The following is a 6000-nucleotide window of genomic DNA, read 5'->3' on the forward strand; positions in this document are numbered from 1 at the left end:
TCTTCTATAAGACATAAGACATCGCCAAGCATTATGCCCCACTATTGTAGTAGGCGCCACGCTTTTACAACACCGGCTGTTACAATCGGAATTTTGCACGCGCCATGCTGATCTTACTCAATAAACCGTTCCAGGTACTGTGCCAGTTCTCGCCCCAGGACGGACGTGAAACGCTGGCCGATTATGTGCGCGTGCCGAATGTCTATCCCGCCGGCCGCCTCGATGCGGACAGCGAGGGTTTATTGCTGTTGACGGACAATGGCAAGTTGCAGCACGACATAGCCCATCCAGACCGCAAGGAAGCCAAAACCTACCTGGTGCAGGTGGAAGGCGTTCCCGATGCCGAAGCGCTGGCGCGCCTGCAGGCGCCGCTGAACCTGGGCGACTTCATCACCAAACCATGCCGCGCCGTACGCATTGCCGATCCCGCGTGGATCTGGCCTCGCAACCCGCCGATCCGCGCACGGGCGGACCAGCCCACGTGCTGGCTGGCCATCACGCTACAGGAAGGCAAAAACCGCCAGGTGCGGCGCATGACAGCAGCAATCGGCCACCCTACCCTGCGCCTCGTGCGCAGCGCCATTGGCGGCATCTCGCTGGCCAGCCACCCGCTGATGCCGGGCGAGTGGATGGAAGTGTCGCCGGAAGATTTACGCGTCCAAAGTAGCTAATTCACAACCTTCTTGACGCAGCGCATGCCGTATATTTATAGGATGCAAAAAACATTGCGCGCGGAAGGTTTTGTACCATGCAAGACGACTTCTATAGCAAGGAACACGCTGCCGCCAGCGAAAGCCCGCACTATATCCAGGCCGTGGCGGAGATGGGAACGGAGCGCGATGTCATCGCCCATCAAGATATTTATTCGTCCACCGGCATCAAGCTGGTGGCCAAAGGTTCCCGCCTGACACCCGCGCAGTTCGAGCGCCTGACTCAGCACAAGCTGACGGCGCCGCTCGATCACATGATAGAAAGCGAAGACCCCGTCGACGCGGAATTTCTTGCCACGACAGCGGCCCGCATCCTCGATCACGAGCCCGTGTATGCCCGCATGGCCGCCCACACGGGCGATCCGCTGGCCGTCAAACACGGGCTGGCCGGCTTGAAGCTGCCGCGTCCCGCGCTGATGCGCCTGACCGTGATGCGGGAAAAACGCCCGGAAACGTTTGAACATTCGGTCCGCGCCGCCATCATTGCGCATGCGCTGGCGCAGAGATTGCAATTATCACAACAAGACCGCTATCATTTGCTGGTGGCGTCGATTTGCCACGACTTTGGCGAGATGCACACGGATCCCGCCATCTTGGCGGCAGGCCATGACATTGCGCCGGCTGAACGCGATTTCGTGCACGTGCACCCCGTGACCGGCTACGTGCTGTTGCACGACATGCCCGGCTTCCCGCTGCCCGCCGCGCAAGCGGTGCTGCACCACCATGAGCGGCAAGATGGCAGCGGCTACCCGCACGGCATGCGCGCACAGCGCATTCCGCTGCTGTCACGCCTGCTGGCCGTGGCCGACGTGGCGGAAACCGTGATCCGGCGCTATGACTTGCCCCGCCTCGACGTGCTGGTACGGCTGAACCAGGCCCGCTTCGACATCCGCACCGTGGGCGCGCTGCGCGACTTGATCCACGCCACGCCCAGCGATGCGGCCGCCCGCCCCAATGAACACGGCGCCATGACGCAATTGATGCACATTGCGGAATTGCTGCAGGCGTGGGGCGTGCTGCGCAGCAGTTTTGAAGCTGCCGTGGCCCCGCGCGACACATCCGAATCCCCGCTGGCGTTCCTGTTCGAGCGCATGGCGTCGATCCGCGGCGTCGTGCTGCAGGCTGGCTTCGATCCCGACCATGCGGACAGCATGCTCGATATTGCCCGCGGCGATCCGGGCCTGCTGCTGGAATTACGGGGCTTGCTGGATGAACTGGACTGGCTGCTGCTGGACCTGGCGCATGAAATCGACCGCCGTTCGCCGCAAATGGCCGGCTTGCCCCAAATGCCGATCGATGGCTTGATCTTGCACTTGCAACCTATGCGGCACGCCAGTGCGGCACACCGGGTTTAAGCATCAGCTTGATGCATCGCAGCAAAAATAGTTACGGAATTTGACGTTCCGCGTGTCAACTCAACATTTTCCCGCAACGTTAATGAGGCAGATTCATCCGAATCATAAAACGTTCCACTCACGCTCAAGGAGACCGCCATGTTCAAGATCATCGCCGCCCTGACTGCTTCCCTGTTTGCCGCTTCCGCTTTTGCCGCAGCCCCATCCGCCTCGGCGTCCGCTTCGGCTTCGATGGCGGCTTCCGCCCCATCGGCATCCGCTTCGGCGTCGATGGCGGCTTCCGCTCCGAAAAAACACAAAAAAGGCTCGGCATCGGCATCCGCTGCAGCGTCGGCTGCTTCCGCTGCGTCGAAGTAATCCACAGCGCGGCCTCCCTTCGCGCTGCACTTTTCGCTGCAGCAATACAAAAACCCGCCTCGGCTTGCGCCTGGCGGGTTTTCTTTTCCACTTACAGTAAGGCGGGCAAGCCCGCCGGAACACTGTAATTAGGCAGCCATTGCTTTCAGGGCAGCTGCCAGACGGCTCTTGTGACGAGCAGCCTTGTTTTTGTGGATGATTTTCTTGTCGGCGATGCTGTCGATGGTCGACATCGAAGCCTGGAAGATCGAGGTAGCAGCGGCTTTGTCGCCCGCCTGGATTGCCTTGCGAGCAGCTTTGATAGCGGTGCGCAGCGTCGAACGCTGTGCGGAGTTGTGTGCGTTTTGCTTAACTGCTTGACGAGCACGTTTGCGCGCTTGTGCGGTATTTGCCATGGAATGGTCCTAAAGGGTTGTCAAAGTTAAAGGCAAACTGAGCGTTTGCCGTTTCAGTCTCTTTGCCTGACCTATGTAAGCCAAGGGACGCTGGCGAAACACGTGTCTGCGTTACTGAATTCTAAACAGCCTTAAATTATAGCGGCCTTTTTAGGCCAGATCAATTCCCCTGCTTGCTTCGTTGGGTGGAATTTGGCATTTTTTGCATCGTTGCGACAAGTTTTGACGGTTGGCATTGGATATAATCGCCGCCCATGAACCTGCTCAAAACCCTCGCCTCAATCTCCAGCATGACCCTGCTGTCGCGCATCACCGGCCTGTTGCGCGAATCCCTGTTTGCCCGCGCGTTTGGCGCCGGCGCTTATACGGATGCATTCATTGTGGCTTTCCGCCTGCCGAATTTGCTGCGCCGCCTGTTTGCCGAAGGGGCATTTTCCCAGGCTTTCGTCCCCATCCTGGCGGAATTTAAAAATACCCGGGGGCCGGAAGCGACCAAACACTTGTCCGACCACGTCGGCACGGTGCTGGTCTGGTCCACGGTCCTCGTCAGCGCCATCGGCATCATCGGCGCCCCTGCACTGATCTACATGATCGCGTCCGGCTTGCGCGCCACGCCCGATGCCCAGCAAGCCGCCATCTGGATGACGCAGCTGATGTTCCCGTACATCGCGTTCATGTCGTTTGTCGCGCTGGCCGGCGGTATTTTAAATACATGGCGCGAATTCAAGATTCCAGCGTTCACTCCTGTGCTGCTGAACCTGTGCCTGATTGCCGCCACGCTATTCCTCGCGCCTTACCTGAAACAGCCGATTTATGCGCAGGCCATTGCCGTGTTTGTCGGCGGCATTTTACAGATGGCGCTGCAGGTGCCGCCACTGGTGCGCATCGGCATGCTGCCGCACATCCGCCTGAACCCGGCCATCAGCTTGCGCGATGAAGGCGTGCGCCGCATCCTGAAAAAAATGGGGCCGGCCGTGTTTGCCGTGTCGGCCGCGCAAATCAGCCTGTTGATTAATACCAGCATTGCCTCCAGCCTGCGCGAAGGCAGCGTATCGTGGCTCACGTATGCCGACCGTTTAATGGAATTCCCAACCGCCATGCTGGGCGTGGCGCTGGGCACGATCCTGCTGCCCAGCCTGGCCAAAGCCAATACCGATGCCGACCACGATGAATATTCGTCGCTGCTGGACTGGGGGCTGCGCCTGACGTTCCTGCTGGCCGTGCCGGCTGCGGTAGGCTTGGCCACCTTGGCGGAACCGCTGATTTCCGTGCTATTCCACTACGGCAAATTCGACGACACGGCTGCAGTGGAATCCGCCAAGCCGCTGATTGCCTACAGCGCCGGCTTGTTGGGCATCATCCTCGTAAAAACCCTGGCGCCTGCGTTTTATGCAAAACAGGATATCCGCACGCCTGTGAAAATTGCCATCGGCGTGCTGGCCGCTACCCAGGTCATGAATGTGTTGTTTGTCTATGGCGTGAACCTGGAAGTGTCCGGCCTGGCGCTGTCGATTGGCTTGGGCGCATGCATCAATGCCGGCTTCCTGTACAGCGGCCTGCGCCGGCGTGGTATTTATCAGCCGCAGCCGGGCTGGTGGCTGTTCTACGGCAAGCTGGCGATTGCGGCCGGCGTCATGGGCGCGGCGGCCTGGTATGGCGCACAGCAAGTACCTTGGCTGGCCATGCGCAGCCATATGGTGATGCGAGTGGGCGCCCTGCTGGGACTGGTCGGCGGCTGTGCCGTCCTGTATTTTGCCGTCCTGTTTGCACTGGGCTTCCGCCTGAAAGACTTCAAACGCCGCGCAAAATAATCAGCTCAACAATTTTCTGCACCGCAACAAAAATGCCCGCCGAAGCGGGCATTTTGTTTTGTAACAGATGTGATTACGCGCCCGTGTCTTTGCGGCGGCGAGCCAGGAAGCCCAGCACACCCAGGCCGCCCAGCAACATGCCGTAAGTTGCAGGTTCCGGCACAGCCGTCACCGTCACTTCGCCACTGTACTTTGCGCCGGTCAGCGCAGTGCCAAACAGGTTCAGCACGAATGGCGCCGAACCAGTGTGTTCCACGCCGAAGAAGCGCAGTTTGCCTGCACCGTATGCGGAACCCATCGTGCCGTTCAGGTTGGTGGTCGCCGCATCGAAGGTCAGGTTCTGGCCGCTGATGGTCACAACGATTTCATACAGCCCTGGCGCCAGGCCGCCAAAGGTGATCACGTCCGAACCGCCGGACAGCACGCCATCCGTAGGAGATTGATTGGACACGAAGAAATTATTTGCCAGCGGGTTGTCGTCCAGAATGACCAGTTGATCTGCCGCCGATGCGCCGAAGGATGCTGCAGCCAGCACGCTGGCAGCAAAAAGTTTCAATTTCATGAGGTTATCCTTAATTAAGTGAATTACGGGTTGATGGGCTAAGCAAACTATGATGGGGACTGCAAAAATCAGCATAGCATAAACGGAGGAACACCGTTGTCTTTTTGGACAGATTTAGTTTCTTGCAATAAAGCTTTAATTGCAATAATTTTTTCTATGTTGCATAGCAATATTTATCGACAGAAATAACAATGCCGCCGCTGGTTTGCACCAGGCGGCGGCATACGGTGGAACGGGGCTGTAAAGGCGGCTTAGTCGGTTTTAGTCTTATCCTGCGGCGCCTCTTGCGGCTCTTCCGGCGGGGGCTCATCGCCATGGCGCTGTGGCTGCGCATCGGCAGGCGGCGCTTCCGGGGCCTCCGGGGCGTCCGGCGGTGCGGGCGGCATCGCCGGCGCGGACGGCGGTTCCGATGGTTCCGATGGCGGCGCCACCTGTCCCGGCAGAGGCGGCTGCTGCGGCACGCCAGCCTGGCCTTCCGCCCGCGCAAACTTCCAGTCCGAAATCTTGCTGCGATTGTCAAAACCCTGGAAGCGCGCCGGGAAATTGCCGATTTTGACGGGCTTCGCATCAGACAGGCTGTAAAACGCTACGATGCCGGCCGTGCCGCCCTGCTGCGGCTTCAGCAGCGGCTGGGCCGATGGCGCAGCGCCCACGCCCTGGCCGCGCGCCGTCGCGGCAGACAGTACCGGGGCGGGCGCCGCACCGGGGCCGGGAGATCGTACGAGCGCGACCGAGGGGCCCAGCGTGATGGACTGTGTAGGTCTCGGTGGTGGCCGTATCGTTAAAAATGGGTCAGGGGGAGTCGGTTGT

At 59.8% G+C, this 6000-nt stretch carries 6 protein-coding genes and 1 pseudogene; 3 read left to right on the forward strand and 4 right to left on the reverse strand.

Translation table 11 applies throughout. The annotated features are described in order from the left end of the window. The first annotated feature begins 104 nt into the window (after positions 1-104). Together GM668_RS27220 and GM668_RS27225 are read left to right on the forward strand one after the other, a co-directional pair. A complete protein-coding gene (locus GM668_RS27220) occupies positions 105-671 on the forward strand; it encodes a pseudouridine synthase (RefSeq protein WP_155442112.1) in 567 nt (188 codons plus the stop codon). A 77-nt stretch (positions 672-748) separates the two neighbouring features. After that, positions 749-2065 carry an HD-GYP domain-containing protein gene (locus GM668_RS27225; protein WP_155442113.1) on the forward strand — a complete coding sequence of 439 codons (1317 nt, stop codon included), beginning with the start codon at positions 749-751 and terminating at the stop codon, positions 2063-2065. On the opposite strand, the gene GM668_RS27230 is transcribed toward GM668_RS27225, so the two are convergent. Both GM668_RS27230 and rpsT read right to left on the reverse strand, forming a co-directional pair. Then, positions 2062-2427 (reverse strand): hypothetical protein, encoded by a 366-nt coding sequence (locus GM668_RS27230; protein WP_155442114.1) that lies wholly within the window; start codon positions 2425-2427, stop codon positions 2062-2064. The two genes, GM668_RS27225 and GM668_RS27230, sit on opposite strands and share 4 nt — an antisense overlap. Before the next feature lie 123 nt (positions 2428-2550). Further along, entirely contained in the window at positions 2551-2817 is a 267-nt protein-coding gene (gene rpsT, locus GM668_RS27235) for a 30S ribosomal protein S20 (protein ID WP_155442115.1), read from the reverse strand. 254 nt (positions 2818-3071) lie between these two features. Between rpsT and murJ the strand changes: the two genes are divergently transcribed. Next, positions 3072-4628: a murein biosynthesis integral membrane protein MurJ gene (murJ, locus tag GM668_RS27240; RefSeq protein ID WP_155442116.1), complete on the forward strand. Its 1557-nt coding sequence runs from the start codon at positions 3072-3074 to the stop codon at positions 4626-4628. 73 nt (positions 4629-4701) lie between these two features. Here murJ and GM668_RS27245 read toward each other — a convergent pair whose 3' ends face one another. Then, a complete protein-coding gene (locus GM668_RS27245) occupies positions 4702-5190 on the reverse strand; it encodes an FxDxF family PEP-CTERM protein (protein ID WP_155442117.1) in 489 nt (162 codons plus the stop codon). 251 nt (positions 5191-5441) lie between these two features. Beyond that, a pseudogene (locus GM668_RS30640) lies at positions 5442-6000 on the reverse strand (hypothetical protein); the annotation flags it as partial.

It is taken from the genome of Pseudoduganella ginsengisoli, from assembly GCF_009720865.1.
In the GTDB taxonomy this organism is placed as follows: domain Bacteria; phylum Pseudomonadota; class Gammaproteobacteria; order Burkholderiales; family Burkholderiaceae_D; genus Rugamonas; species Rugamonas ginsengisoli.